This window comes from Comamonas sp. GW821-FHT11H03 (assembly GCF_058807955.1).
This window is the reverse complement of the sequence record NZ_JBXARF010000004.1, coordinates 225,277-251,127: the sequence shown is the minus strand read 5'-3', so window position 1 is coordinate 251,127 and position 25,851 is coordinate 225,277. Positions and strand designations below refer to the sequence as shown.

The window sequence follows — 25,851 nt, the reverse complement described above, 5'->3', positions numbered from 1 at the left end:
GGCTGGATGGGTGAGCAGCCCTGGATGAAGACGGCCTGCGCACCGGTGTCGCCAAAGTGCGCAGGTCTTTTTCTCAAACAGCAAAAACAGCGCGCACGCGCTCAAGGTCTTCGGGCGTGTCCACGCCGGCACCCGGTGCATCGGGCGTGATATGCACGGCAATGCGGTGGCCGTGCCAGAGGGCGCGCAACTGCTCCAGCTGCTCCATGGCTTCGGTCGGCGCGGGTGCCAGTTGTGGGAACTCGCGCAGAAAACCTGCCTTGTAGCTGTAGATGCCAATATGGCGCAGCGGTGTGAAACCTGTGTGACCGGCCTGGGGGGCCGCCGTCTGCCACCAGGCTTCATCGCCGTGGTCGCGCGAGAAAGGGATGGGCGCGCGGCTGAAATAGCTGGCCAGACCCTTTGCGTCACAGACCACCTTCACCACATTCGGGTTGCGGTAATCCGTCAGGCTGTCAATAGGATGGGCTGCCGTGCCCATGCTGGCTTCGGGGCGGGCCAGCAGCAGTTGTGCCACGGCCTCGATGAGCTTGGGGTCGATCAGCGGCTCGTCGCCCTGCACATTGACGACCACATCGTCGCCGGACAGGCCCAGTTGCTCACAGGCTTCGGCCAGGCGGTCGCTGCCGCTGGGATGATCCTTGCGCGTCAGGATGGCCTGGACGTCATGCCGGGCGCAGGCCGCGACAATGCTTTCGTCGTCGGCCGCCACCACGCAACGGGCTGCACCGGCCAGAGCCGCGCGCTGGGCCACACGCACCACCATCGGCAAGCCGGCAATATCGGCCAGCGGCTTGCCGGGCAGACGGGTCGAGGACAGGCGGGCCGGGATCAGTACCGTATAGCTCATGGGTTATTGCTTTTCTTCTTCCAGCTCGTCGTCGGACAGGGTGCGGGCTTCGTTTTCCAGCAGCACCGGGATGCCGTCGCGCACGGGATAGGCCAGACGCGCGCTGTGGCTGATCAGCTCCTGATGCTCGCGGTCAAAGCGCAGCGGGCCCTTGGTGACGGGGCAGACCAGCAGTTCGAGAAGTTTGGCGTCCATGGAGTATTCCTGCAAAACGGGATGAGGGCGCCGGCAGTGAGCTGGCGCTGCAAAAAGAGGTGATCAAACGCTGTTGATCCATAGGCCCAATGATAGTCAGCCTGGCTTGTCACCGCGGCGAATATTGGCGTTGGCCTTGGCCAGCTGCGCATCCAGCAGCTCCCAGAAGGCCTGTGGCAGCTGCAGCTCAAGGGGCACGGCCCAGGCCTCAGGATGGCTGCGCCAGAGCTTGACGGCATCTTTTTCGGTGCAAATCAAGGGTTTGTCGTTTTCCAGCTTGCGCGAGAAGCTCTCGAAATCATAGTGATCGGGCAGGGCCTGGGTTGCCGCCGCAGTGATGCCCTGCGCGGCCAGCATGGCAAAAAAGGACTCGGGGCGTGCCACGGCGGCCACGGCCTCCGGGCTCTGAGCGGCCAGGCTGCGCAGCGGGATGCTCTGACCATGGCCGTTGTAGGCGGTCTCGGCCAAGCTGCGCTGCAGCGCGAACGCCGGGGACGTGCCCAGCGGCCTGGGCGGCTGGCCGGCATGCAGTGTGGCCGTCACCGGGCGAGGCCAGGGCTCGCGCAGCGGGCCTGCGGGCAGCAAAAAGCCGTTGCCGACTCCTTCATCATTGAAGACGCACAACTCCACATCGCGTGCCAGGGCCAGATGTTGCAGGCCGTCGTCGCTCACGATCACATCGACCTGCGGGTAGCGCTGGCGCAGCGCTTGCGCCGCCTGCAGACGTCTGGAGGCAACAAAGACCGGCACGCCGGTGCTGCGCGCCAGCAGGGCGGGTTCGTCGCCGACTTCGCTGGCGGGGCTGTCGGGCAGGGCCTCGCGGCAATCCTGCCCGCTCTCTATCCTGCGGCCATAGCCGCGCGAGATGATGGCCGGCTGCCAGCCTCTGGCCTTGAGGTGGGCCACCACGGCCTGAGTCACGGGGGTCTTGCCCGCGCCGCCTGCAATCACATTGCCAACGACGATGACTGGCACACCGGTGCTTTGCTGGCGGCTGCGCATGCGCCGTGCATTCCAGGCCTGCAGCACTCCATAGACCAGCGATAGCGGCCACAGCAGCCAGGCGCCCGCTCCACGCTGGCGCCAGAGGGCGCGCAAGCCATGTTGCGAGGAGGATGCTTGGACGGTGTTTTGAGGCATAGGGGTTCGGATCATACGGGCGCGGCCGCAGTTCCCGCCGCCAACCGGCCTGCGCAATGCGCAAATACCTGGGCCCTGATCCCGGGAGCTTGGGATCAAAAGCTGCCAAACAGGCTGCCCAGCGCCACGATGACGGCAAGGGCAGCGACGGCGGGGGCTATGGCCACCATGGCAATGTCCAGATAGGACTGGCGATGCGTGAGCCCGCAGATGCCCAGCAGGGTGATGACGGCGCCGTTGTGCGGCAAAGTGTCCAGTCCGCCCGTGGCGACGGCCGTGACGCGGTGTAGCAGCTGAGGCGACAGGCCTGCAGCCTCGCCCATCTGCAGCCAGGTGCTGCCCAGGGTCTGCAGGGCGATACTCATGCCGCCCGAGGCCGAGCCGGTGATGCCTGCCAGAATATTGATGGCGATCGACATCGAGATCAGCGGGTTGTCCGGGTAGATGTTCAGCACCGCATCGCGTATCAGCGTGAAGCCTGCCAGCGAGGCGATGACCGCACCATAACCGACCTGGGAGGCTGTGTTCAGCAGCGGCAGGGCCGAGGCGCTGGCACCTTCGTCGAGCAGTTGCTTGAGCTGTGGCAGGCGGCTCCACCACATGGCGACCAGCAGGCAGATTGCCGCGGTCAGGGCCGCAATCACGGCCCAGATGCCGCGCAGTGCCTCGATGCTGGTGGCGCCGAAACGGGCTTCGGCCAGATAGCGCGTGTCCAGTCCCGGAAGCACATGCACCGATAAAAGATAGTTCAGAGCGATCACCACGGCAACAGGCAGCAAGGCCTTGCCCAGCTCCAGATGGCTGGGGGTGGCCTCTGCCGCTGGAGCAAGTTTGTCTGCCGGCTGCTGTGCTTCATCCCCGGCGGTAAAGCCTTCGCCTCTGGCGCGCGCTTGCGCGCTGCGCCAGTGCAGCCACCACAGCCCGAGCATCAGCATCACGGCTGCGGCGATCAGGCCCAGCCCCGGCGCGGCGAATGGCGTGGTGCCGAAATAGGGCATGGGAATCGCGTTCTGGATGGCCGGCGTGCCGGGCAGCGCCGTCATGGTGAAGGTGAAGGCTCCCAGCGCAATCGTGGCCGGCATGAGGCGGCGCGGGATGTCGGCACGCCTAAAAAGCGCCAGGGCGATGGGATATACCGCAAAGGCCACGACAAACAAGGAAACGCCGCCGTAGGTGAGAACGGCACAGGCCAGCACCACGGCGAGTATGGCGCGCCGCTCGCCCAGTGCTGCCGCAATGCCCTGGGCAATGATGTGAGCCGCACCCGAAGCTTCCATGAGCTTGCCGAAGACCGCGCCCAGCAAGAACAGCGGAAAGTAGGCGATGACAAAGCCGCCAAGGCTGACCATGAAGATCTGGGTGTAGCTGGCCAGCATCAGCCACGGTGCACTGACGGCTACGGCCAGCAGGGCTGTCAGTGGCGCCAGCAGCAGCACGCTGACGCCGCGATAGGCCAAAGTGATGAGTAGACCGAGTGAAAGAACGATGCCCAAAATGCTGATCACATGCACCTCCCTAAGCAAACCGTTTAGTTACGGCGTTCAAGTAAAAGCAGCGCAGTCTGTGCCGTGCCGGCAGGAGCCAGCCGCGGAAGCTCGATTCTGCCGTCCTGCCATGGCGTGCTCTGCTGCGGCGATATAGCTCTCGTCGAGAGCTGCTGCGCAGCAGGCCCATTGCGCAGCTTCATCGCGACACAGGTGTGACAGCCGCCGGGCCGGCTCGCGCCGCTCAGGTCTCGAAGGGGCGGCTGCCCAGCGTTTCCACCACATGGTCCACAAAGCAGGTGATGCGCGCCGCCAGCGCGGTGTTTCGATAGTAGACCGCATTGATGGGCTGACAGATATCCAGCGTCTGCTTGCCGAACAGCGGCACCAGACTACCTTGCTCGCGGTCTGCGCGCGTCATGAAGTCCGACAGGCAGACGATGCCCAGGCCGGCCAGCGCCATCTGTCTGAGCGTCTCGCCGCTGGAGGAGGCAATGTCCGGGCGAATGCGCACGGCGTTGCCGTCGGCGTCGCGCAGCGGCCAGTCGTTGAGCGACTCGGGCTGGGTAAAGCCCAGCAGGCTGTGCTGGGCGAGCTGGGTCGCATTGACCGGTGTGCCATGGCGCTTGAGATAGGCAGGGCTGGCCAGCACGCGTATGCGGCTGATGCCCACCGGGCGGGCATGCAGCGTGGAGTCCTTGAGCACGCCGATGCGAAATGCCACATCGGTGCGCCTCTCGAGCAGGTCGATGATGCCTTCGTTGGAGTTCAGCTCGAGCTCGACTTCGGGATAGCGCGAGCGAAATCCCGCGATCAGCGGCACCAGCACATGCAGCATGAAGGGGGTGGCCGCATCGACACGCAATCTTCCCGCCGGCCGCATGCGTCGCGCTGCCATCAGCTCCTCCGCTTCGTCGACCGATGCAAGAATGGCGCGGGCATGCTGCAAAAAAGTGGCGCCTTCCTCGGTGAGTTGCAGGCGCCTGGTGGTGCGGCGCAGCAGCGTGGTCTGCAGCTTTTCTTCCAGACGCCCCAGCGTACGGCTGGTGGCTGAAATCGTCAGGCCCAGCAGCTCCGAAGCGGCTGTGATGGTGCCCGTGTCCACGACGGCCACAAAGGCCTGCAATTCGTCGAGCGTCGTCTTCATTGTTGAATTCAGTTCAAGAAAATCGAGGGAATACCAAAGCCTGATCTGCAAATATCAACCGAGTGCTCGGCCCTGGGAACTCGTCTGTGGCGCTGTTCACCCTGGGCGCCGGCGCATTGCCGATGGCGTGCAAGCCCGCATTCCTGCGGCGGGCATGACAGGCATGTCTGGTGGGACGCGTGTTGCCATCAAAGGTGATGGAGATCAGTCACTGCTGGCGCAAGATTCGAGTTTTTATATTTGATTTTATTTCAAAAGAATTTATGAAATACAGGGCTTAATCTACAAATATGAGTTGGGCAAACTTCAGGCGTCGGGAAGGCTGCTTCGGAGTGCAGACATGCAAGCTGCGGACCGGCTGCCGCCTTCAATCTCATTCAGGAGTTAATTCATGAACCATATTCCTTCCTTCGGCGTCGGTACCTTCCGCCTCTCCGGTCAGACCGTGATCGATTCGGTGCGCAATGCACTCGATGTGGGCTACCGCGCAGTCGACACGGCGCAGATCTATGGCAACGAAGCCGAAGTCGGCCAGGCCATTGCCGACAGCGGTGTGGCGCGCAGCGATCTGTTTGTCACAACCAAGATCTGGACCGACAATTACAGCCGCGCCAAGCTGATCCCCAGCCTGCAGGACAGCCTCAGGAAACTGCGCAGCGACTATGTGGACCTGACCCTGATCCACTGGCCCGCACCCGGCAACGGCGTGGACCTGTCCGAGTACATGGACGCGCTGGCCCAGGCCAAGGCCAGGGGTCTGACCCGTCAGATCGGCATTTCCAACTTCAATGTCGAGCTGACCCGCCAGGCCATCGCCGCCGTGGGCCAGGGCGAGATTGCCACCAACCAGATCGAACTTAGCCCCTATCTGCAAGGCCGCAAGCTGACGGCCTTCCTCAAGGAGCAGGGCATTCAGGTCACTTCCTACATGACCCTGGCCTACGGCAAGGTGCTCAAGGACCCGGTGCTGGCGCAGATTGCGGGCAAGCACCAGGCCACGGTGGCGCAGGTGGCACTGGCCTGGGCGCTGCAGCTGGGTTATGCGGTGATCCCGTCATCCACCAAGCGCGAGAACCTGGCCAGCAATCTGCTGGCGCGCGACCTCAGGCTGGATGCCGAAGACATGGCGCTGATCGCGGCGCTGGAGCGCAACGGCCGCGAAGTCAGCCCCGAAGGTCTGGCTCCTGTGTGGGACTGAGAACGGCGCCGTCATGAGCGTTTAAGCCTGCTTGAGTGTCTGATCCTTGCGCAGCAAGCAGGAGAGGGCGTTCAAGCGGTGTTTGCGTTTTTTTCTGAGCCAGCGTCTTATTTCTTTCGCCTGATCTGGAGACGGGATCAGGCACGGGTTCTGCCTGAGCAGGCTTTCGCTGACAGCAAAGTCATTCAACTCGCCAAGCGGCTGCTGGATTTTCTGGAGTCGCTTGAGCAGGCTGCGATGGTCTGCGGGCAGCAGGGGCCCGAACAGTTCCAGCAGATAACGTGTTTTCTTGCCGGCTTTTCTGACATCGTGAAAGGCTTCAAGGTCTGGCTTGCCGGCGGTGATCGCCCGCTTGGTGCGTCGGCGTAGCTGTTTCGCTGCTTGTGCAACCCGGGCCTGTGCAAGAGCTCGCAGTCGCGGCTGGCCGGACCCAGGGCCCAAGCTTGCTGAAGCTTGCGCCAGAGCTTCCTGCAAGCATGTCTGTACGTGAGGGGGCGAAAGTATTTCCCGGCCAGCCTGCAGAGCGGATTCGCGGGCGGCCGATAGGGCCGCAATGTCGGCCGCGCTGCATTTGTCGTTTCGCCTTAGCAGCTCGATCAGAATGTCGTAATCGCGGGCCATGCCTGCAGCGCAGGCAATCGATTTCAGGCTGCTGCGCTGCAGTGCGTACTTTCTCGCCTCCATCAGAGGCCGGTAAAACCACCACAGCGTCAGCAGGCTACGCAATGTGACGCGCAACTGATGGATGCCCTCGACGGCGGGTGCCTGGGCTATCAGCCGTGCCTGTTCGACTGCCGAGTCGACAAGCGGGGATGCAATAGCTGAAAACGCCACTATGGCGTCTGGTTTGCCTTTGCCCATACGAACTCCCGGGGCCGTTGTCATGAGGCTGCGACAGGCGGCGGCGCGCAATGTGGTGCGGCATACGCCAGTGTTCGCCATAGTGTGCCATTTTCCGTGCTCCAGGCCGTATGGGCTCGTTCCTGAATTCTGGCAGTTGCGCGTCCAGATTGGTAGCGGCTCGGGTTGCGTAGAGTCTGAAGATCAGGCTGTGGCAGATGGGCGACGAACATGAGCCAAGCTCAAAGCCGGCTTTTCACAGAGCTCATCCGGCCCGGCCTGGCCCTACTCGGCATTGAACAAGTCCTTTTTGACAATATCTGCGGCAATGGATGCAAGCTTCGCCCCAGGGTCGACGGCGCAGGCGGCCATGCAGCATCGACGACGATCTCGTCATCGCACGCCATGGACAGCCATCTGTTTAAAGTCGGCGAATCATTCAAGGGGTTTGTTGGGTGCCGAGCCGCAGCGGCTTGTCCGTTGGATATCCGTGGCGGCGTTGCGCCGAAGAGGCGATTGATGAATGCGTCCATGAAAGCCTGGTAGCCAGCCGCAGCGATGAGGACTAAGCTAGATGCCCCTATCTCAGGAGTCTCGCATGCCACAGACCATTCGACTGCATCGTGTGATCAAGGCCCCGCCCGAGCGGGTCTACCGGGCCTTCACGACCCCCGAGGCCATGGTCAAGTGGCTGCCGCCTCATGGTTTCGCGGCGCAGGTGCATGAATTTGACGCCCGTGTGGGCGGTCGCTACCGCATGAGCTTCATCAATTTTTCCGCCAACAGTCGAAACAGCTTTGGCGGCGAGTTTCTCGAGCTGGTGCCGAACCAGCGCATACGCCATACCGACCGCTTCGAGGACCCGAATCTGCCGGGCGAGATGATCACCACCGTGGAACTGAAAGCCGTGTTTTGCGGCACCGAGCTGCATGTGGTGCAGGAGGGCGTTCCCGACATGATTCCCGAGGGAGCCTGCTATCTGGGCTGGCAGGAGTCGCTGCAGCTGCTTGCCCTCCTCGTGGAGCCGACCATCCCTGACGGAGCGTAAAGCCGCGCAGAGGGCGACCCGAGGTCAATGCATGGCGTGCTCCATGCTGCGGTGATGCAAGAGAGAAGCAGACACAAAAAAGCCCGCTTTGCAGCGGGCTGTCTTGCTTGCAAGCTCTGGTTTAGCTTGCGATGTTTGGTAGGCGCGATTGGACTCGAACCAACGACCCCCACCATGTCAAGGTCGAGAAACTCACATAAAACGGTAAAATTACGGAAATTTTTATTAATTTCTCATTATTTACTCTCCACCACGAATTCTCTTTGGTTTTCTCTGGTATAGATATGTTTTTCGTAATTATTCCGTATATACCCTTTCATTTCTATTAATTAACTTTCTCATTGAGAAATATGTTTTGCGGCCAAAAATGCAAATGTCATGGCCGGACCGAGAGTTGAACCTGGTCCAGGATAAGCAGGAAGTATTGCAGCAGCACAATTTCCCACCGCATATAGACCTTCAATTATTTCTCCATTTGTGTTTTTAATGCATGCATTTTCATCTATATCTAATCCGCCATTTGTACCAAACTCTCCAAAATATATTTTTATCGCATAATAAGGAGCTTTAGAAATTTTAGACAAACAGGGATTAGGTTTCACAGATGGGTCTGCATAGTGTATTGACCCAGCAGAACCTGCACAGGTCAGGCCGCTAATGCGAATGCCTCAGCGGGTGTTCTCATGTTCAGCGCCTGGTGCGGGCGCCGGTGGTTGTAAAAGTGGATCCAGTCCCCGATCAGCCGGCTGGCATGCTGCAGCGATTCGAAGCGATGCCGATGCACGCATTGCTCCTTGAGCGTACGGATCACCCTCTCGACCAAGCCGTTCTGCTCGGGGCTGTGTGGTGTGATGAATTCCTGACACAGGCCATAGCTTCTGACCAGGGCCGTGAAGCTGCGGCTGGTGAAGACCAGCCCATTGTCCGAGCGCAGTAGGAACGGAGCTGGCACGCGCCCGAGCGTCCCGAACCGTGCGATCAGCGCCTGCTCCAGTGCTGACTCCGCCGTCTTGGATCTCCCGCTGCGCGACAGGTGCCAGCCCAGCAGTTCCCGGCTATGGCAATCGATCACTAGGGCCATCGTGGTCCAGCCATCACGCCCGGCCCAGACCCGGCACATATCCGTGGCCCAGCGCTCGTTGGGCGCCTTGGCCACCGAGGGCAGCGACTGGATCCGGGGCCTGAAGCCCACCGGGCGCTTGCGCACCTGCCAGCCCTTGAGCTGGAAGATGCGCTGCACCGTGTTCTTGTTGAACCCCAGCAGGTGCGCCACGGTTCGGTACCCGAAGGACGGGTTCTCCTCGATCATGGCCTTGATCGGGGCCACGAAGTGCTCCTGCAGCGTGGGTGCAGCCTTCACCGGCCGGTAGTACACGCTGCGCCGCGGCACCTCGAACCACCGGCACAGCTTGCTGATCGAGGCGGTGATGCCGTCGGCCTGCAGTCCCTGGCGGATCATCTCGATCACTTCTCGTCCTCGCCCAGCAGGGACTGCAATTTTTTTCTTGCGCGCAACTCCAGCATCGCCTCGCCGTAGGCCTCCTGCAACTCCTTCAGTTGGCGCTCGTACTGCTCGCGCACATCCTGCGGGTTGGCCTTCAGCGCATTCTCCATGCCCTTGCGGCCATCTTCCACCCAGCCCTCGATCTCCGACGGCGGCAGGTCATAGGTTCGACTGGCCTCCGACACGCTGGTCTTGCCCTGGATGATCTCCAGGATCAGTGCCGTCTTGCGCTTTGCGGTCCAGCGTTTGATCTCTTCTTCCATCAATGTGCTCATGGTGTCTTCCTCTCGACGGTAACACCTGAGCAGGTTTTCAGTGGGTCAATACATGTATTCCAAGAAGACCAGCGCGCGCCGGTTAGCAACGCGGATCTCTTCGTCCAGACGCTCCAGGTATTCTTCGATCCGGTCGAGCTCGTAGAGGCGCTGCAGGTCGCGCTGGAATGCGGCTTGGCCCTTTCTGTCGTCCCCGCTGCAGAGACGGTTCACATACCAGTCCAACAAGCGGCTACGTTGCTCTGGCTGAGTGTCGATGTCTGTGACAGCGTCCATGCAAGCATTGACGCGGGAGACAGCCCAATGACGGGTTTCAGGTGTGCGGCGGACAACGACCATCAAGTGCAGGCAGATAGGTCGCTGGATCTCTGCTGTCACGTCGAGCGAACAGGAGCTTGCGACCCATAGCTGAAGTTGACCTGCAGCCAACAGAAGGGCCTTAGCCTGCTGGAGCCCTTCATAATCAAGACCTAACCATCACTGGGATCACAACGCTCACGATGGGAAAAGTTCTCCTTGGACTAACGTTCCGCACGGTGGCTTGTCGCCTGTCAAGAAATGAGTAGTAGCACCATGCATATTGGACTCGCAGACTTTGCAGAGCCTACTTTGCTGATACTTGGAGATTCAGTATCGCTGAACTGGCTTGCGGATTGCATTGAGGCGCGACAGTCAATCGATCTAGCGACATCGTCCTTCGTCAAACTGGTGAATGTGGGTTTGATGATTGTGTCCTCCGATGATGAGGGGAGTCTCAGTCGAAGTGATGTGCTGTTTGAGTGGAAGGTTTCGTCGTCGGAGGCGCAGCAATTCGCTGATCAATTGCGAGCGCTAGCAGCTGGTGACAAGCCGGGACATACGTACTTGGATTCCAAGGCAAATAGTGCGGGCGTGGAAGTCATTGCTTCAAAAGGCGAATACAGCGCAAATCCTGTCCTAACTTCCTGAGAAAAGCCATCTGACTTGACCGACTGCAACCACCCTGAAGCTATCGTTCGGAGATGCTCTGCGGCTGTCTGCTTCTGGCCGATCTGGGGCCGTCGCTTACCGATCCCCTGCAGCCATTGAAGCTCATCCTTTAGCAACTGTGCATCCACAACAGTCTTTTAGTTGTGCGCCGAACATCCTGTTTCCGAGAAAACCTCGATCAAGAAGCCCTAACTGACCAGCGATCTTTTGCCGGAGGCGCTCTGCGCTCTTGTTTTCCCCGTCTGTAGGGAAAGAGAAGAACGAAGGGGCAACATTTGCAGGCTCAAATAGAGCAAGCAGCAATGCCTCGCCCCCGGTCTTAGTGAGCAGTTCTACGCGGTTGACGGGACTCTTCCCTTGCAGGATGTATGACTGAACTGAGCCAAAAATCTCTAGAGGATAGGAGCACTGCTTTGGCTTAAAGAAGGCTGAGACTCTCGAAATGGTCACTTGACCACTAGATGCATCTAACGTGACTTGTCGCCGGCTTGCTATCAACTTATTCCAGAAAAGTAACAAGCCGGCTCCAGCAAAAACGACCGCCATGATGAGGTTTTCGGTATGCAAGAATCCCAGCAATAAGCCAAATACTGCCATACCCCAACACATATAGACGGTTAGGAAAGAGGGGTGACTCTTGACAGTAATGAGAGTTTGCAAGGGCATATTGCTGGACAAAATAAAGTTGTCTATTCTGAACAGTGTATGACTGCTTCTGGCTGGCAGCACCAGTTCGTGGACCTCACCGACCGCCGACCTGTCCAACTTGGCTCGCGTTCGGGGGTGTCTGCTTCCTGGCGCATACGTGTGGTCACACTATCGGCCAGAAGCAGCCGTTCGCGAAGGCTGCTTGGCCGACTGCTTAAAGCTAACAGCTGTCGGCCAGTTCCTTTACGCCAATGTCTCCAGCTGGGACGTCAATCAGATGGAAGCCGAATTTCTGTTTTTGGCCGATCTAAGACGGTCGCTGATCGACCAGATGAAGACGGTCAGCTTGCAGCTAAGTTCAGCGGTGCCATTGGGCGTCCGCTTGGATGATCTGTTCGGCCCCACTTTGGCGTCGAGTGTGCAAGTTTGCGTTGCGACGATGTGAGTGCAGGCCGAGAGTATCCTTGCTGGGGCGCTGGGTCAAATAGGCAATGCTGCCCTAAGCCATAGCGCATTGCCTTGAGCGCTATTTTTCATGTTCTTTTCGAACTGCCATTTGGCCGTTAGAAACCAACCGCGCCCACTGTCATATTTGATGCTCGGTCCGATGGCCATCCCACTGGTTTTGCTGTTGGGCAACTCAACTCCCATTTGCTTATCCAGTTGGGTCTGCTTTCGGTAATAGCCGCCCAAACCAAGTACCCAGCCATTTCCCAGCCCCCATCCAGCTGCATAGTCCAGGTGGAATTCTTGCCCTGACCGGTAATCAGTCGCCTTGTTCACGCGGTTGATGAGGTATCCCATGCGGAGGTCACCGTTGAAGCCTTGGTTGTTGAGATATGAAACAGCCAGAACTGGCTCCAAGGCAGAGTAGTTTCTGCCCAGGTTTGCAAGATCTCCATTCCGATAGCTTCCGGTGGGAAGCGTGACGTCCAGCCCAAGGATTGTGTGCAGGTTGGTCCCATGGTGATGACCCACGCCAAGGCCCATCGTGATATCACCGAGCCCGCTTTTCTTTTGAGACTGGCCGCCCATCTTGGCTTCAACCTCCACCAGCGGCGCAAGCATGTGCGCCACGAGATCACCGCCCAGTACCGAAACTCCTGGAACCCAGATGACACGAGGCGTGATCGCTGTGGCTCGAACCTTGAATCCAGGAATGTCTATCTGCTTTCCGGAGAAATCATTGAGCCGGTTGGCTTCGTAATGGTTCACGAAGGCGATCCCGTAGAGGCCTGGTGGGGGAAGCGCTCCCGCAACAAAGTTCTCCGCCCCGTTGGGGTAGACAGATCCTCCCCCTTCAGCAGCGTGCGCACTCGCTGCTGCAAAGACAGAAGCGCAGATCAGAAGGTGAATTGCTTTATCCATGATGTCTCCTTTTAGAACGTGATTCGTTCTTTCTTGTGTGGATAGGTGGTTAATGCGGTGGCCAGCAGGAAGGGCGCGGAAATCAGCTTGCTGTTGTTTGGCGTGTTCTGAGCAAGTCCAGGGCGACGTCGACAATCATGTCTTCCTGACCTCCGACCATGCGGCGCTTGCCCAGCTCGACCAGGATGTCCACGGCCTTGAGTCCGTATTTGGCGGCAGCCACTTCAGCGTGACGCAGGAACGAGCTGTAAACGCCTGCGTAGCCCAGTGCCAGCGTCTCGCGGTCCACGCGTACCGGACGGTCCTGCAGCGGGCGCACGATGTCGTCGGCCGCATCCATGAGCTTGTACAGATCGGTGCCGTGGTTCCAGCCCAGGCGCTCTGCGGCTGCGATGAACACTTCCAGCGGAGCATTGCCGGCGCCCGCGCCCATGCCGGCCAGGCTGGCATCCACGCGGTCGCAGCCTTCTTCCACGGCCACGATGGAGTTGGCCACGCCCAGGCTCAGGTTGTGGTGGGCGTGCATGCCGGTCTGGGTTTCGGGCTTCAGAATGTCCTTGAAGGCCCTGAAGCGCTCCCGCACATCATTCATGCCCAGGGCGCCGCCGGAGTCCACCACATAGCAGCAGGTGGCTCCATAACTTTCCATGAGTTTGGCCTGTTCGGCCAGGGCCTTGGGCGAGGTCATGTGGCTCATCATCAGAAAGCCCACGGCCTCCATGCCCAGCTGGCGGGCGTACTCGATGTGCTGGCGGGACACGTCGGCTTCGGTGCAGTGGGTGGCTACCCGTACCACGCGGACTCCGGCTTCGTAGGCAGCCTTGAGGTCGTGGACGGTGCCAATGCCCGGCAGCAGCAAGGTGGTGATCTTGGCGTGCTTGACCACGCTGGCCACGGCCTCAATCCATTCGAGATCGGTGTGGGCACCAAAGCCATAGTTGAAGCTGGAGCCTTGCAGGCCGTCGCCGTGGGCGACCTCGATCGAATCGACCCGGGCCTCATCCAGTGCCTGGGCAATCTGCCTGGCCTGCTCCACGCTGTACTGGTGACGAATGGCGTGGCTGCCGTCGCGCAGGGTCACGTCGGAGATGTAGATTTTCTTGGTTGGCGTCATGGTGTGTCGTCTCCTCAGGCGGCCACGGCAAGCGTCGCCAGCATGCGCTCGGCCATATGTTCTGCAGTGCGCAGTCCGGCGCTGGTCATGATGTCGAGGTTGCCGGCATAAGCGGGCAGATAGTGGGCCGCGCCCTCGACTTCCAGAAAGATCGCGGTTTTCAGGCCCGTGAGGGCATGGCCCACGCCGGGGATGCGGATCGGGGTGTCGATACGGTCGAACTGCACCTTCTGCTTCAGGCGGTAGCCCGGCACATAGGACTGCACGGCAGCGGCCATCTGCTCCACCGATGCGGCAATGGCGGCCTCGTCGGCCAGCTCGCTCAGGGTGTAGACCGTGTCGCGCATGATCAGGGGCGGCTCGGCCGGGTTCATGATGATGATGGCCTTGCCCTTGGTGGCACCGCCCACGACTTCGATCGCCTTGGACGTGGTCTCGGTGAACTCGTCGATATTGGCGCGGGTGCCGGGGCCGGCACTCTTGCTGGCGATCGAGGCAATGATTTCGCCGTAGTGCACCTTGGCCACACGAGAGACGGCGGCCACCATGGGGATGGTGGCCTGGCCGCCGCAGGTGACCATGTTCACATTCGGCGCGTCCAGATGCATGTCGCCGTTGACCACGGGAATGCAGTACGGGCCGATGGCCGCCGGCGTCAGGTCGATCATGCGGATGCCGGGCTTGAGGCTGCGCAAAAAGGCGTCGTTCTTCACATGTGCGCCGGCGCTGGTGGCATCGAACACAAAGTCGATCTCTGCGAACCCGGGCATGCGCGTGAGGCCTTCCACGCCCTCGTGGGTGGTGGCCACGCCCATGCGGGAGGCGCGGGCCAGGCCGTCGGAGTGGGGGTCGATGCCGACCATGGCGCCCATCTCGATGTTTTTGCCATGGCGCAGGATCTTGATCATCAGATCCGTGCCGATATTGCCGCTGCCGATGATGGCGGCCTTGAGTTTCTTGCTCATGGGGGTCCTTGTAGGAGAGGGATCGTCAGGCCAGGCGGCAGCCGACGCTGCCCAGGCTGCCCAGATGTGCCTGGACCAAGTCGCCGTTGCTGAGAGCTACCATGGGTCCCAAGGCACCGGACAGAATGAGTTGGCCAGCGCGCAGGGGATGGCCGCGCTCGGCCATGGTGCAGGCCAGCCAGTAGGCTGCGCGCAGAGGGTGGCCCAGGCAGGCGGCGCCTGTGCCGACCGAAACGGTCCTGCCGTTGATGCTCATCTGCATGCCAAGGGCCGAGGTGTCCAGTGCGCCGATGCTGACAGGCTGTTCGCCCAGCACATAGAGACCCGAAGATGCGTTATCAGCCACGGTATCCACCAGGGTGATCTTCCAGTCCTGAATCACGCTGTCCACGATCTCCAGCGCTGGCAAGGCATAAGCCAGGGCGTTGACGAACTCGGCCCAGGAGGTCGCATGGCTGCCTAAATCCTTGCCGACGACAAAGGCAACCTCGGCCTCCACCTTTGGCTGGATGAGTCGACTCATGGGAATGGTGTCTCCATTCAGGTATTCCATGTCGTCGAACAGAACACCGAAGTCGGGCTTATCCACCCCCAACTGCTGTTGTACTGCTTTGCTGGTGAGTCCAACCTTGAGGCCTACGATGCGACGGGCAGGATCTTCCAAGCGATCCAGTGTATTGAGTTGAGCTATCTGGTAGGCAGCGTTGAGCCCGGAGATGCCAAAGGTTTCCGATACCCTCGCGATCGGGCAGCGGGAGCTGCGAGCCTCTCGTATGGCCAAGGCAGCAGCATGAAGGTTTGTTGATGGGGCAGTCATAGGGGGGGCTGTGATTGGGGAAGAAACAAGGCTCTTTGCCTAAGGTCGCAGTCGGCCGACCACACCACAGACCTGGTGCAGCCGGTGGTGAAGTGCTGTTTGCTCTTGGGGACCTCTATTCGAAGACCATGAGATCGCGTGCCACTTCGACAGGTCCACTGAAGTGCTTGCGAACGCCGTCGGTGTATCGCGAATCAGGCTCATCGCCGCCGGGGACCAGATGTGTCAGGATGACTTTCTTGACGCCTGCGGCCTTGGCGAGCAAGCCGATGTCTTCCGGTACGGTGTGCTCCTCGGTCATGTGGCGCATCATGCCGTCAGCTACTGCATCGGGGACATGCTGTCGTCGCATCATTTCGCTTGTCAGTGGCAGGTCTATAACCTCATGCACCAGCAGGTCGGCATCCTTGGCGAAGGCAATCAGCGCTGGACATTGGCCTGTGTCGCCGCTGAATACGATGGTCTTGTCGGGCGTCTGGATGCGCAACGCATAGGAACGATCCTGGTCAGCGCGTTTGGCGTCGGCAGCTGGGTCTATCTTGTAGTGACAGTTCTCCTGGGCCGTAACGCTGATCAAGTCATCCTTGAAGACGAGGCCATTGCCCTGGATGTCATGTGCATGAAATGCTTTTTCAGGAGGGAGTTTTCCGCTCTTGGAGTCTGCCTGGCGGATGCGGGCATTGACTGAGAAATACTGAAGAAAGCCATTCATCGTGGACTTGGCACTCGGCGCGTAGACATCGACAGGCCATATTCCCAGGTCCCACTGCACGCCCAGCAGGGAGCCCCAGCCGGCATTGTGATCGTCATGGTCGTGGGTGATGAAGATCTGCCTGACCTTGCGCAGATCTATGCCTGCTGCATACAGTTGTCGCAGGACACCGTCACCCGCATCAATGACATATACCTTGTTGCCCACCATCAGTGCATTGGCAGGCTGCGACCGAGTGGTGGATGGCAGGGGGCCGCCCTGGGTGCCAAGGGTCACAAGTCGCGTCTGCGCAGATGTTTCGCCAGCCCAGGCGGCCACCAGCAAGCTCGCACACAGAAGAGTCTTCAGTTTCATGCTGTTCTCCATTTTTGGAATTTCTGCATGCAGCGGGCCTGTTCCGATTCACGCGGCGGAGCAGGCCTATGCAAGTGCTTAGTTGCTGGCGATGAAGTCTGCAACCAGGCGGTTGAATTCCTCGGCGTGTTCGATCATTGCCCAGTGGCCGCATCGGTTGAGCAGTACCAGTCGACTGTTGGGGATGCAGGCGAGCAGAAACAGAGAGCTCTCATAAGAGACCACACGGTCGTCGCGACCGTGAACCAGCAGCGTGGGGATCTGGATCTGCGGCAGTTTGGAGCGGTCCACCCACTTAGGCAGCGGTGCACCCTGGGGCAGTCCAGCGACGTAGTTCTTCAGATGTTCCGGGCGGGCCAGCGCCGCATCGGAGCGCGCTTTCGTCAATTCGGGGGTGGCAAAGCGCGCTTTGTCGAAAGTCATGATTTCAACCAGACGGCGCATGTTCTCTGGTGTCGCGTCCTGGTAAGCCTGGATCAGAACCTTCAGACCTTCGGAGGGGCCGTCGCCGGCTCCGAACAGCGAAGGCATCTTGCCCACGGGAGGGCCCATGGTGACGAGGTGGCTGATGCGCTCCGGATACTCGGTGGCCAGACGCAGAGAAGTCTGGCCACCCATGGAGTTGCCGACAAAGGCCGCCTTCTCGATACCGAGGGCATCCATGAACTGGATGACTGCATCCACATGATCGAGACGGTCCACCGTGCACGCATCGGACAGGCCCCAGCCAGGCATATCGACCGCGAGCACGCGGAACTGGCGTGCCAGCGCTTCAATGTTGCCGGAGAAGTTGCTCCAACCGGTGGCGCCCGGACCGCTGCCATGCAACAGGATGACGGGGTGACCTTCACCGGCTTCGTAATATTGCAGGTTCCAGTCGCGAGTTTTGACGGTTCGGCTGGTGCTGGCTTGCGTGATAGACATTGGTATCTCCTTGAGACGTTGGGGTAAACGAAATGAAGTCGAGGCTCAGGCTTGCAGCAACTCGGCTACAGCCTTGGGGTGGCGGTGTCCCCAGCTACTGAGGTGATCCAGGTGCTGGACCTGCCAGGTCTGCTCATCAATGACCAAGCCACCCCAGCCGAACTCCACGTTGAAGCCCGAAGGGGTACGGACATAGAAGCTGAACATCTGATCGTTGGGGTGCATGCCTAGCGTCATCTCGAACTGCCTTCGGTCGTCCATGCAGCGGTCATAGGCATGACCCACGTCATCCATTGAGGACACTTCGACCATGAAGTGGTGAATGCGCTTGGGAAACGGCATATTTGCCAGGGCCAAGGTGTGATGGCGACCATTGCAGTGCATGAAAGCCACGCTGGCAATGAAGTTGGGAGCCAACTTCTCATCGATCACGTCGGTCAGTTTGAAACCGAGTAGCCCATACCAGTCCATCAACTGCTGGCGATCCATGCCGCGCTCCATAAGTACCTGATGGCCCGCGCCGCCGAAGCCTGTCACAAAGCTGGATTTCAGCGCTTTGGAAACGAACGGTGTGCTTGCGGTTGCGAATCCCGTGACCAGCTCCACACGATTCCCGAGTGGGTCCGCCGTTACAAAGATGCGCTGAACCTGCCGCTGCTTCGCCAGTAGTTCGTCGCCTTGCCGTACTTGGTGGCCGGCGGCTTGTAGCCGCGAAACGATGGCATCGAGGTCTGCATCGCTGTCGCATTCAAAACCGGTGAGCGATAGATCGTCTGCGGGGCCCTTCTGTATCAACCATCGATAGACTTTGTCATCCATGCGCAATTGCAGGGAGTCAGAGCTCCTGGAGCCCAGCTGCATCCCCAGCAGGTCGACGCCGAAGCGCTCCCAGTCGGCGAGGTCACTGGCCTCAATGCCCACATAGGCAAGTTGATTCACGCTACTCATTTGAGTCTCCTTACAGAACTACGGGAGGTGTCAGGCGGGCACAGCGAGGCCACTGGTATCGGCTGCCGCTACGAACTTGTCGGGGCGTATTGCGATGGCTTTGACTCCGTAGCGCTGTAGCCAAGGCAGTAGCACGTTGTCGAGATCCACCAGCTCATCAGAACCGTGCGTGTAAGCGGTTTTGGGGCGCACCGTGAGGTAGCGAGCATTGAGCGCGTCCCAGCCTGCTTTTTCTTCTGGGGTCAGCAAGTCAGCTGGATTCGTATCGATGCCCAACAAGACAAAGCCGTCGCCCAGCAGAGCGTCGAGGCGAGCCATCTTTCCGAAGGTGTCTCCCGCGATGGGCTGAGGAATCATTCGGCCGACGATGCTGGCATCGCCCGTGACGCCACGTATCCATCCGGCCTCCAGTGCAGGCGGTGCGATCAGTGGTGGCTCGTAGGGCGTGACTGTCTCGGTGGGCACCGCATGGAGGGCTTCGATCTCCTCGGCACTAGCCTCCTGCTTGATTACCCGTCCCAGAGCTACGGCCAGATTGGTGTAGAAGACCGCATTGGGGCGGCGTTCCGTTTCATAGGTGTCGAGCCAACTCTCGGACAACTCACCCTTGATGACGCGAGCCATCTTCCAACCAAGATTAAAAGCATCACGCATGCCTGTCTGCATGCCAGCGCCTGCCCATGGGGGCATTAAGTGAGCGGCATCACCGGCCAGGAAGACACGATCCTTGCGCCACGTGTCGGCCATACGTACATGGTGTTTGTAGAACGCGTGCTGGTGAATCTCGACATCGTCTTCCGTAACGCCCAAGGCATTGAGCAGTGGCCAGACCTCTGCGCTGGATGGGTAGTCGGCCGGTGTCTCGCCTGGCGTGAGAGGAATTTCCCAGCGGTGATTGCCAGCCGAGAGCGCGATATCAACCACAGGGCGGTTTTTGTCAGACCAGAAAGTCAGAAAATCACGATCAGGCCACCAGCGCTTGACGCGGCAGTCGATGACCACCCACGTCACGTCATTGGTGTCACCCAACAGATCTATCCCGAGCATCCCACGGCAAGGGCTGGAGCCCCCGTCGGCGGCAATCGCGTAGCGTGCCCGCACGGAACTCAGCTTGCCAGTTGCTTTGTCATGGCTGGTCAGCGTCACGCCGTCAGCGTCTTGCTCGATAGCGATGACTTCAGCGCCGTACCGGACCTGTAGGCGCTCCCCGTAGGCATCACCGCAGCGGCGCAGTTCAGCCTCCATGGTGGGTTGGTAGATGTTGTAGAAGCGCGGCTTGCGACCCAAGGTGCTCGGTGGGTGCTCCACTCGCATGATTTCCGTGCCGTCATAAGTGATCCAGCGAAGCGCGCGCTGTGGATCTATGACTTTCTCGATGCGCTCATCAATTCCCAGGTCCTGGAAGATACGCATCGTCCAATCGTTGACCGTCACAGCACGGGCTCGTTGATAGATGTCTTGCTCACGCTCCAGCGCAATCACAGATACGCCTTTGTTGGCGAGGGTTAGCGCGCCGATCAGCCCTGTCGGGCCATAGCCGACGATGGCAACGTCTGCGTCGTAGGTCTTGGTGGTCATTTAGCTTGTCTCCTGAGTTCGCAACCGTTGGTGCCAGTCATGACGCTCAGATCAAGCATGCTTTGACATGGATTAGATTGGACCAATCGGTACAAAACAAGAATGTACCGATTGGTCCATAATCTGTGATCAGCAAGAACCCTTAAGGGTTTTGACGTATGCGTTTAATGTGCATACTTATTAATTGTTCGCACGTTCTGAGAGGGGGCAGGTGTATACATGGCAAATGCTTCTAGGTGATGCATGTGAAGCTGCCAGGCACATACACTGCACATATGGAAGAGAGCAAAAACAATGGAAATCGACGGGGGCAACGTTCGCGTCAGGAGATACTTGATGCAGCAGCCAAAGTGATGGCTACACGTGGCTATGCAGGCACATCCATGTCCGCACTAGTGCAGGAAAGCGGCATTCCCAAGAGCGCGATCTATCACCATTTCGAGTCAAAGGCAGGTCTGCTGTCCGAAGTGATGGCGCGTGGCGCGAGGGAGTTCTTCGCTGCGATGCGCGATGCTCATCAGCCACCCCCGGAAGGTGGAACGCCACGTGAGCGACTTGGTTGGTACTTGCACAAGACTGGTGAAGTCTTTGTGCATCGAGAGGACTTTCTTCGTCTGCTGCTGCTGCTGGTTATGAGCAGCGAGGCCACAGATGCTCCCGAAGCAATGCAAACGATCGCCGAGATCCGTAAAGAGGGTCTCGACTACATGCGACACATGATTCGGATGTCCTTTAACGACAAGGGCGAGAAGGTCGCTGATGAGTTGGCGAATGCATTGGCATTCTTCGGTGTCGCAGGCTTCGACGGTGCATTCGTGGGTATGCAATCGGGTGATGGCCGAGCGATGTCGCAATACATGGCCCAGCTCACTGATGCGATGGTGGCTCTCGGTGAAGCTCAGACTTGTGTTCGGTGTTGAGTCACAGGCTAACCGACATGCAAACTTGCGGCCAAACTTCGTCCAGATTGCCTAGTGTCGAGTGACCACTCCCGCCCAGAGCAGACACTGGCTAGTGTTCTTACGAACGACCGAATTGGGTCGGCAGCACCCGTTCGCAGTTGACGAAAGCTGCCGCTCAGGTTGTCTGGCGCACTGCGACACAGCCAGTTGCCGGTTTGAGGCGCATAGCGGACGTCTGGGCTGATAGCAGGTCAACGTCTGGTATCGGCAGCAGCAGTCACAGGCTTACCAAATCTCAGTGGCTGCAACCAGCCTATAGCTGTCCATCGATTGGGAAGTAGGTGTGAAAAACGATGGAGAAACGTTGCACAAAGAGCACATGTTTGTGCTTAAAAGTATCCGATTGCGTGCCGTTTTCCGTGAACGGTTTTCATATTTTTTTAACAGTACAAACAAAAATGCCCGCTTGTTAGCGGGCACTTCTGCTGCAAGCTCTGGTTTAGCTTGCGATGTTTGGTAGGCGCGATTGGACTCGAACCAACGACCCCCACCATGTCAAGGTGGTGCTCTAACCAGCTGAGCTACGCGCCTGTCGTCGATGGGATGAATTCTAGCAGTGGAAAAATGGTGGTTTGGGCAAAGTCGCGACTTTTTTGCGTTGGAGGCCCATTTTTTTCCGATCCGCCACCCGGGCCTGGGCTTGGCGGGGTGCCGCTGATTCGCTACTAAACTTTGATGTGTGTTCCATCAATTGAATCGGCAACCCCATGACAAAAGCACAAGCAGGCATTCTGGCGTCTCTTCCTGAGCAGGGGCGTTATGTTTTTTTCACCCTGGCCGGTACAGGTGCAGATCTGCAGAACAGTCTGAAGCAATTGCAGACCAGTGTTGACGGTCAGCAGGTCGTAGCGGGCCTGGGCATGCAGGTGCTGCAGCAACTGGACAAGAAACTGCCGTTGATGCGCGAGTTCCCGCACCTCAAGGGCCCACAGTTCAAAGCACCCAGCACACCTTATGCGCTGTGCCTGTGGCTGCGCGGCGATCAGCGCGGTGAGCTGATCGCCCTGACGACCAAGCTGACCAATTTGCTGGCACCGGGCTTCAAGCTCGATCACATCGTGGATGCCTTTGTGCACCAGCGCTCGGACAACGGCCATGGCCGCGACCTGACCGGCTATGAAGACGGCACCGAGAACCCCGATGACGATGAGGCCGTGGTCGCCGGCATTGCTGCAGAGCTGGGGGCAGGTCTGGACGGCTGCAGCTACTGGGCCTTGCAGCAGTGGGAACATGACTACTCGGCTTTTGGCTGCATGAGCACCACGGAGCAGGACCATGCCGTGGGTCGCCGTCGCAGCGACAACGAGGAGCTGGACGATGCCCCTGAGTCGGCCCATGTCAAGCGCACGGCGCAGGAGAGCTTTGAGCCGGAAGCCTTTGTGGTGCGACGCTCCATGCCCTGGTGGAGCGTCAGCCCGCAGGGCAGTGATCGCAGCGGTTTGATGTTCTCTGCCTTTGGTTGCAGCTTTGACGCTTTCGAGGCTCAAATGCGTCGCATGCTGGGCATGGATGACGGCATCAGCGATGGACTGTTCCACTTTTCCAAGCCGTTGACAGGATGCTATTTCTGGTGCCCGCCGGTTCGCGGCGGCAAGCTCGATCTGACGGTGCTGGGTCTCCAGGCCTGAGAAATGGCCGGGCAAAGAAAAACGGGCCGTCTGGCCCGTTTTTCATGTGGCGTCATCACCAAAAGGCAATGACGAGGGCCTCCTAGTTGGCCTTGCCTGCGCTGGCCGAGGTCTGGGTGGCAAACGTGATTTGCGACAGTCCCGCGTGGCGGGCCGCTTCCATGACGGTCACCACCGACTGGTGCGGGGAGTTGGCATCGGCACTGATGATGACCACGCTGTCATTGCCCGCTGTTGCCGCACCGGACAGGGCGGCTGCAACAGAGGAGACGCTGCGGTCATCCACGCCTTGCTTGTTGACGGAGTAACGACCGTCGGCAGAGACGCCGACGATGATTTCCTTGGGGCGGTCGCGTTGCTGCTCGGCGTCTGCCACGGGCAGGGTCAGCTGCAGCTCGGTGAACTTGCTGTAAGTGGTGGAGAGCATCAAAAAGATCAGCACCACCAGCAGCACGTCGATGAAGGCGATCAGATTGATCTCGGGCTCATCGCGGTGACGAGGACGGAAGTTCATGGTGGATGTGTTCCGCTTCTTACTTGGCAGGCTTGAGGCGGCCCAGATGGCGCACGAACTGCTCGGACGCCAGTTCCATGCCCAGCAGATAGCCGTCCACACGGGCGCGGAAATAGCGCCAGAAGATCAGCGACGGGATGGCCACCATCAGGCCGAACGCCGTGTTGTAGAGCGCAATCGAGATGCCATGGGCGAGCTGGGCGGGGTTACCGGCGCCGGAGCTGGCTCCGGGCTGGGAGCCGAAAATCTCGATCATGCCGATCACCGTGCCCAGAAGGCCCAGCAGCGGCGCCGCCGAGGCGATGGTGGCTAGGGCGCTCAGATACTTTTCCAGCTTGTGGGCGGCGGCGCGGCCCGCGCCTTCCATGGCCGAGCGCAGCTCTTCTTCGCTGCTTTCGGGATGTGCCTGGCGGGTGCGAAGACCAGTGGCCAGAACCTCCCCCAATACTGAGCTTTGGGCCAGTTGCTGGGTGGTTTCGGCACTGGGCAGGTTCTTGGTGGAGACCGAAATCGCTTCATTGAGCAGATTGGTCGGCGCGACCTTGCTGGCTTTCAGCGAGGCAAAGCGCTCAAAAATCAGGGCCAGGGCCAGAATCGAGCAGGCAATCAAAGGCCAGATAGGCCATCCTGCGGCTTGTATGATCGACAGCAACGTTGCTCTCCCTCGTCGTTCAGAAATTGCAACCGATGATTATGACCCACTGCCGTGCCGCCGCGACCCGTTTTTACAGGCCTCATGCAGCCGGCATGACTCAGCGCAGCACGATCGCGAGGCAGCGCTTGAAGCGAATGGAGCTTGGAGCGGCAGAGCAGGCCCAAAGAGCTTGCGTTTCTTTTCGAATGCTTTCGCGTATAGCACAGAAATCTGTGGATAACTTTGTGATCTAGTTGCTGTGCCGGGAAGTTATCTGCTTCGCTCTAAAGGCTTGTTACGAGTTTGACACCTGTGTGAAGCTTTATAAGTTGTTTTAAATCAATAAGATAGATGATGTTCTTCATGTGCTGTTTAGGATTTTTCTGGCTTTGTCGCCGACAAGGCTGGACGCCGACATCTGTGGAGAATCCGGCACGCGTAAGACCTCGCTGACACCGCATGAATTCACTGTTTGAACGTCCAAACCCAGCAGCCACGCCGCATGTGTGGGAAATTGGCGCGCTATGCCACGCCATTGGCGATGCCTTGCAGGCGCGCTTCAATCCGGTGGCGGTGCGGGGCGAGCTCAGCGGCTTTTCGCGCGCTGCCAGCGGGCATTGCTATTTCAACCTCAAGGACGCGAGCGGGCAGATTCGCTGCGCCATGTTCCGTCGTGCGGCCGAGCAGGTTGGTTTCTCGCCGCGTGATGGCGAGCTGGTCGAAGTCAGAGGGCGTCTAGGCGTCTACGAGCAGCGTGGCGATCTGCAACTGGTGGTGGAGAGCATGCAGCGAGCCGGGCAGGGGGCCTTGTTCGAGCAGTTTCTTCGCCTCAAGGCCCAGCTGGAGTCCGAGGGCCTGTTCGACTCTGCGCGCAAGCGATCGCTGCCACCCTTGCCACGCGGCATCGGCCTGGTCACGTCCTTGGGGGCGGCCGCCTTGCACGATGTGGTGACGGCGCTGCGCCGCCGCGTGCCGCATATTCCGGTGGTAATTGTTCCCGCCCTGGTACAGGGGCTCCAGGCGCCGCAATCGCTTGTGCAGGCGCTATTGAAACTGTATCGCCTGGCGCAAGAGGGGCAAGAGGAAAGTGGCGATTTGCGTGGTGATTCCGCACGGCAGCCGGTGATTGACACCATCTTGCTGGTGCGCGGTGGTGGCTCGCTGGAAGACCTGTGGGCCTTCAACGACGAACAGCTGGCGCGCACCATTGTCCAAAGCCCGGTGCCGCTGATCAGCGGCGTGGGTCACGAAACCGACTTCACCATTGCCGATTTTTGCGCCGACCTGCGTGCGCCTACGCCCACGGCTGCGGCCGAGCTGGTTGCCCAGCCGCGCGAGGTCTGGCTGGGGGCTCTGGGTCTGATGCAGGACCGTCTGGACAATGCCGTGCAGCGTGTGCTGGATCGCCAAGCCCAACGCCTGGATATCGCGGCCCAGCGCCTGGGCCGGCCCAGCGAGCAGCTGGCGCGCAACCAGCTGCAGCTCAGCCGTCAGGCGCAGCGCCTGCGTCATGCCATGCTCTTGAAACTACAGCGGCTTGCGCAGAACCAGCAAGCGCTACAGGTCAATCTTCCCAATATCTTCCAGCGCAATCTGGAGCAGCAAAAGCAAGCGCTTGATCGCATCGACCTGCGCTTGCAGTTGCTGGACCCGCGCCTGGTGCTGCAGCGCGGCTATGCCTTGCTGACGGATGAGCAGGGAAGGGCTGTGACCCAGGTCCGGCAGGCCGTGCCGGGAGCGGCGCTGAAGGCTCAGTTGTCGGATGGGGCGGTGGATGTGGTGGTCACTCAGCCGCGTTTGCTTTGATGCTCGCTAGCCACAAGCTGGCCGCAAAACACCCGCATGCTAACCGGGGTCTTCATCAGAACTCTTTTGCAATCAGCGCAGGCAATGCAGCGGGGGCAGTATCCATGCGCTGTAAGCCGTGAGCGAATGCTTTTGAGTGCATGCGCAATAGTCCTGATGAGTGGCGCGCAGCCCCTCAGTTCTTTCTACAATGGTCCGGTTAGTGCAATACTTGACGTCTGTAGTACAG

At 59.7% G+C, this 25,851-nt stretch carries 29 protein-coding genes and 1 tRNA gene; 8 read left to right on the top strand and 22 right to left on the bottom strand.

The window, feature by feature from the left end; genetic code table 11:
- Positions 1-73: 73 nt before the first annotated feature.
- The 5 genes from kdsB to AC1RTQ_RS11615 form a co-directional block, all read right to left on the bottom strand.
- A complete protein-coding gene (kdsB, locus tag AC1RTQ_RS11635) occupies positions 74-850 on the bottom strand; it encodes a 3-deoxy-manno-octulosonate cytidylyltransferase (protein ID WP_302090266.1) in 777 nt (258 codons plus the stop codon).
- Between the two features lie 3 nt (positions 851-853).
- Positions 854-1,045: a Trm112 family protein gene (locus AC1RTQ_RS11630; RefSeq protein WP_003054006.1), complete on the bottom strand. Its 192-nt coding sequence runs from the start codon at positions 1,043-1,045 to the stop codon at positions 854-856.
- A gap of 96 nt (positions 1,046-1,141) precedes the next feature.
- Complete coding sequence (gene lpxK / locus AC1RTQ_RS11625) at positions 1,142-2,185, bottom strand: tetraacyldisaccharide 4'-kinase (protein ID WP_492875863.1); 1,044 nt, start codon at positions 2,183-2,185, stop codon at positions 1,142-1,144.
- 95 nt (positions 2,186-2,280) lie between these two features.
- Positions 2,281-3,690 (bottom strand): GntP family permease, encoded by a 1,410-nt coding sequence (locus tag AC1RTQ_RS11620; RefSeq protein WP_492875861.1) that lies wholly within the window; start codon positions 3,688-3,690, stop codon positions 2,281-2,283.
- Between the two features lie 223 nt (positions 3,691-3,913).
- Positions 3,914-4,816, bottom strand: a complete 903-nt coding sequence (locus AC1RTQ_RS11615) for a LysR substrate-binding domain-containing protein (RefSeq protein ID WP_492875859.1) — start codon at positions 4,814-4,816, stop codon at positions 3,914-3,916.
- 391 nt (positions 4,817-5,207) lie between these two features.
- Between AC1RTQ_RS11615 and dkgB the strand changes: the two genes are divergently transcribed.
- Positions 5,208-6,014, top strand: a complete 807-nt coding sequence (gene dkgB / locus AC1RTQ_RS11610) for a 2,5-didehydrogluconate reductase DkgB (protein ID WP_492875857.1) — start codon at positions 5,208-5,210, stop codon at positions 6,012-6,014.
- A gap of 21 nt (positions 6,015-6,035) precedes the next feature.
- Here dkgB and AC1RTQ_RS11605 read toward each other — a convergent pair whose 3' ends face one another.
- Complete coding sequence (locus AC1RTQ_RS11605) at positions 6,036-6,875, bottom strand: CHAD domain-containing protein (protein WP_492875855.1); 840 nt, start codon at positions 6,873-6,875, stop codon at positions 6,036-6,038.
- A 210-nt stretch (positions 6,876-7,085) separates the two neighbouring features.
- Here AC1RTQ_RS11605 and AC1RTQ_RS11600 point away from each other — a divergent pair, with 210 nt between their 5' ends.
- Both AC1RTQ_RS11600 and AC1RTQ_RS11595 read left to right on the top strand, forming a co-directional pair.
- Positions 7,086-7,400: a hypothetical protein gene (locus tag AC1RTQ_RS11600; protein WP_492875853.1), complete on the top strand. Its 315-nt coding sequence runs from the start codon at positions 7,086-7,088 to the stop codon at positions 7,398-7,400.
- 52 nt (positions 7,401-7,452) lie between these two features.
- Positions 7,453-7,902, top strand: a complete 450-nt coding sequence (locus AC1RTQ_RS11595) for an SRPBCC family protein (RefSeq protein ID WP_492875851.1) — start codon at positions 7,453-7,455, stop codon at positions 7,900-7,902.
- A 338-nt stretch (positions 7,903-8,240) separates the two neighbouring features.
- Here AC1RTQ_RS11595 and AC1RTQ_RS11590 read toward each other — a convergent pair whose 3' ends face one another.
- Genes AC1RTQ_RS11590 through AC1RTQ_RS11575 form a run of 4 tightly spaced genes read right to left on the bottom strand, consistent with a single transcriptional unit; the run spans position 8,241 to position 9,957 of the window.
- Positions 8,241-8,504 carry an FAD-binding protein gene (locus AC1RTQ_RS11590; RefSeq protein WP_492875849.1) on the bottom strand — a complete coding sequence of 88 codons (264 nt, stop codon included), beginning with the start codon at positions 8,502-8,504 and terminating at the stop codon, positions 8,241-8,243.
- Between the two features lie 44 nt (positions 8,505-8,548).
- Positions 8,549-9,361 (bottom strand): IS3 family transposase, encoded by an 813-nt coding sequence (locus tag AC1RTQ_RS11585; RefSeq protein ID WP_492875847.1) that lies wholly within the window; start codon positions 9,359-9,361, stop codon positions 8,549-8,551.
- A gap of 5 nt (positions 9,362-9,366) precedes the next feature.
- Complete coding sequence (locus AC1RTQ_RS11580) at positions 9,367-9,681, bottom strand: DUF1153 domain-containing protein (protein WP_043373207.1); 315 nt, start codon at positions 9,679-9,681, stop codon at positions 9,367-9,369.
- A gap of 45 nt (positions 9,682-9,726) precedes the next feature.
- Positions 9,727-9,957, bottom strand: coding sequence for a hypothetical protein (locus AC1RTQ_RS11575; RefSeq protein WP_492875845.1), 231 nt, complete (start codon positions 9,955-9,957; stop codon positions 9,727-9,729).
- Positions 9,958-10,254: 297 nt separating this feature from the next.
- Between AC1RTQ_RS11575 and AC1RTQ_RS11570 the strand changes: the two genes are divergently transcribed.
- Positions 10,255-10,629: a hypothetical protein gene (locus AC1RTQ_RS11570; RefSeq protein ID WP_492875843.1), complete on the top strand. Its 375-nt coding sequence runs from the start codon at positions 10,255-10,257 to the stop codon at positions 10,627-10,629.
- A gap of 123 nt (positions 10,630-10,752) precedes the next feature.
- On the opposite strand, the gene AC1RTQ_RS11565 is transcribed toward AC1RTQ_RS11570, so the two are convergent.
- A complete protein-coding gene (locus tag AC1RTQ_RS11565; protein WP_492875841.1) occupies positions 10,753-11,247 on the bottom strand; it encodes a hypothetical protein in 495 nt (164 codons plus the stop codon).
- A 253-nt stretch (positions 11,248-11,500) separates the two neighbouring features.
- Between AC1RTQ_RS11565 and AC1RTQ_RS11560 the strand changes: the two genes are divergently transcribed.
- Positions 11,501-11,743 (top strand): hypothetical protein, encoded by a 243-nt coding sequence (locus AC1RTQ_RS11560; RefSeq protein ID WP_492875839.1) that lies wholly within the window; start codon positions 11,501-11,503, stop codon positions 11,741-11,743.
- A 35-nt stretch (positions 11,744-11,778) separates the two neighbouring features.
- On the opposite strand, the gene AC1RTQ_RS11555 is transcribed toward AC1RTQ_RS11560, so the two are convergent.
- The 8 genes from AC1RTQ_RS11555 to AC1RTQ_RS11520 form a co-directional block, all read right to left on the bottom strand.
- The gene (locus AC1RTQ_RS11555; protein ID WP_492875837.1) at positions 11,779-12,666 is read right to left on the bottom strand and encodes a SphA family protein; all 888 of its coding nucleotides are present in this window, start codon (positions 12,664-12,666) and stop codon (positions 11,779-11,781) included.
- 82 nt (positions 12,667-12,748) lie between these two features.
- Positions 12,749-13,780, bottom strand: a complete 1,032-nt coding sequence (gene dmpG, locus AC1RTQ_RS11550) for a 4-hydroxy-2-oxovalerate aldolase (protein ID WP_492875835.1) — start codon at positions 13,778-13,780, stop codon at positions 12,749-12,751.
- 14 nt (positions 13,781-13,794) lie between these two features.
- Positions 13,795-14,745: an acetaldehyde dehydrogenase (acetylating) gene (locus tag AC1RTQ_RS11545; RefSeq protein WP_492875833.1), complete on the bottom strand. Its 951-nt coding sequence runs from the start codon at positions 14,743-14,745 to the stop codon at positions 13,795-13,797.
- Between the two features lie 25 nt (positions 14,746-14,770).
- Complete coding sequence (locus AC1RTQ_RS11540) at positions 14,771-15,562, bottom strand: 2-keto-4-pentenoate hydratase (RefSeq protein ID WP_492875831.1); 792 nt, start codon at positions 15,560-15,562, stop codon at positions 14,771-14,773.
- A 115-nt stretch (positions 15,563-15,677) separates the two neighbouring features.
- The gene (locus AC1RTQ_RS11535; RefSeq protein WP_492875829.1) at positions 15,678-16,628 is read right to left on the bottom strand and encodes an MBL fold metallo-hydrolase; all 951 of its coding nucleotides are present in this window, start codon (positions 16,626-16,628) and stop codon (positions 15,678-15,680) included.
- 78 nt (positions 16,629-16,706) lie between these two features.
- The gene (locus AC1RTQ_RS11530; protein ID WP_492875827.1) at positions 16,707-17,552 is read right to left on the bottom strand and encodes an alpha/beta fold hydrolase; all 846 of its coding nucleotides are present in this window, start codon (positions 17,550-17,552) and stop codon (positions 16,707-16,709) included.
- 45 nt (positions 17,553-17,597) lie between these two features.
- Positions 17,598-18,500: a VOC family protein gene (locus AC1RTQ_RS11525; protein WP_492875825.1), complete on the bottom strand. Its 903-nt coding sequence runs from the start codon at positions 18,498-18,500 to the stop codon at positions 17,598-17,600.
- Between the two features lie 30 nt (positions 18,501-18,530).
- The gene (locus AC1RTQ_RS11520) at positions 18,531-20,078 is read right to left on the bottom strand and encodes a bifunctional 3-(3-hydroxy-phenyl)propionate/3-hydroxycinnamic acid hydroxylase (RefSeq protein ID WP_492875823.1); all 1,548 of its coding nucleotides are present in this window, start codon (positions 20,076-20,078) and stop codon (positions 18,531-18,533) included.
- Between the two features lie 275 nt (positions 20,079-20,353).
- Between AC1RTQ_RS11520 and AC1RTQ_RS11515 the strand changes: the two genes are divergently transcribed.
- Entirely contained in the window at positions 20,354-20,998 is a 645-nt protein-coding gene (locus AC1RTQ_RS11515) for a TetR/AcrR family transcriptional regulator (protein ID WP_492875821.1), read from the top strand.
- A 496-nt stretch (positions 20,999-21,494) separates the two neighbouring features.
- Here AC1RTQ_RS11515 and AC1RTQ_RS11510 read toward each other — a convergent pair.
- Positions 21,495-21,571 (bottom strand) — tRNA-Val (locus AC1RTQ_RS11510).
- Between the two features lie 176 nt (positions 21,572-21,747).
- Between AC1RTQ_RS11510 and AC1RTQ_RS11505 the strand changes: the two genes are divergently transcribed.
- Positions 21,748-22,668, top strand: coding sequence for a Dyp-type peroxidase (locus AC1RTQ_RS11505; protein WP_492875819.1), 921 nt, complete (start codon positions 21,748-21,750; stop codon positions 22,666-22,668).
- Between the two features lie 82 nt (positions 22,669-22,750).
- Here AC1RTQ_RS11505 and AC1RTQ_RS11500 read toward each other — a convergent pair whose 3' ends face one another.
- Both AC1RTQ_RS11500 and AC1RTQ_RS11495 read right to left on the bottom strand, forming a co-directional pair.
- On the bottom strand, positions 22,751-23,182 hold the full coding sequence (locus AC1RTQ_RS11500) for an ExbD/TolR family protein (RefSeq protein ID WP_302090276.1): 432 nt from the start codon (positions 23,180-23,182) through the stop codon (positions 22,751-22,753).
- Between the two features lie 19 nt (positions 23,183-23,201).
- Complete coding sequence (locus AC1RTQ_RS11495; protein WP_302090277.1) at positions 23,202-23,834, bottom strand: MotA/TolQ/ExbB proton channel family protein; 633 nt, start codon at positions 23,832-23,834, stop codon at positions 23,202-23,204.
- Positions 23,835-24,275: 441 nt separating this feature from the next.
- Here AC1RTQ_RS11495 and xseA point away from each other — a divergent pair, with 441 nt between their 5' ends.
- Positions 24,276-25,622, top strand: coding sequence for an exodeoxyribonuclease VII large subunit (gene xseA, locus AC1RTQ_RS11490; RefSeq protein ID WP_492875816.1), 1,347 nt, complete (start codon positions 24,276-24,278; stop codon positions 25,620-25,622).
- Positions 25,623-25,851: the final 229 nt, after the last annotated feature.